Consider the following 391-nt stretch of genomic DNA (forward strand, 5'->3'; position numbering starts at 1 on the left):
GCCGCCAGCTCGGCCTGGGTCGTCTGAATGAGTACCGTCACCGGCGCCCCACCCTGAGTAGGCATCTCGGCGGCCTGACCGGCCATCTGAGCGATCAGCATGAGCGAGTCATGCATCTTCTGCCCCTGCGACCGGGCGTCCTCTGGCCGGGGCGTCAAGTCGGGCTCAAGATCTTCGGAGTCTGGTTCATCAGCGGCACGAAACCGCACCCGCGACGCCTCGGAAAGATCACCCGTCGGGTTGTCGGTTGAGTCGGTCGAGTCGGTCGAGTCGGTCGAGTCGGTCGTGTTGCCCGGGTCGGCCGGGGCGCTCGTCGGGTCGGCCGTGTTGGTTGCTGTGTTCGGGGAGTTGAGCGCCGTGATCAAGTTGCCCAGCAGCGCCGCCACCTCGG

1 protein-coding gene is annotated in these 391 nt (G+C 67.0%); it reads right to left on the bottom strand.

From position 1 onward, the window contains the following. Positions 1–391, bottom strand: a 391-nt coding sequence (locus ACXR2T_RS15795; protein ID WP_489945566.1) for a hypothetical protein, incomplete at both ends; no start/stop codon positions are given.

It is taken from the genome of Leucobacter faecis, assembly GCF_054456635.2.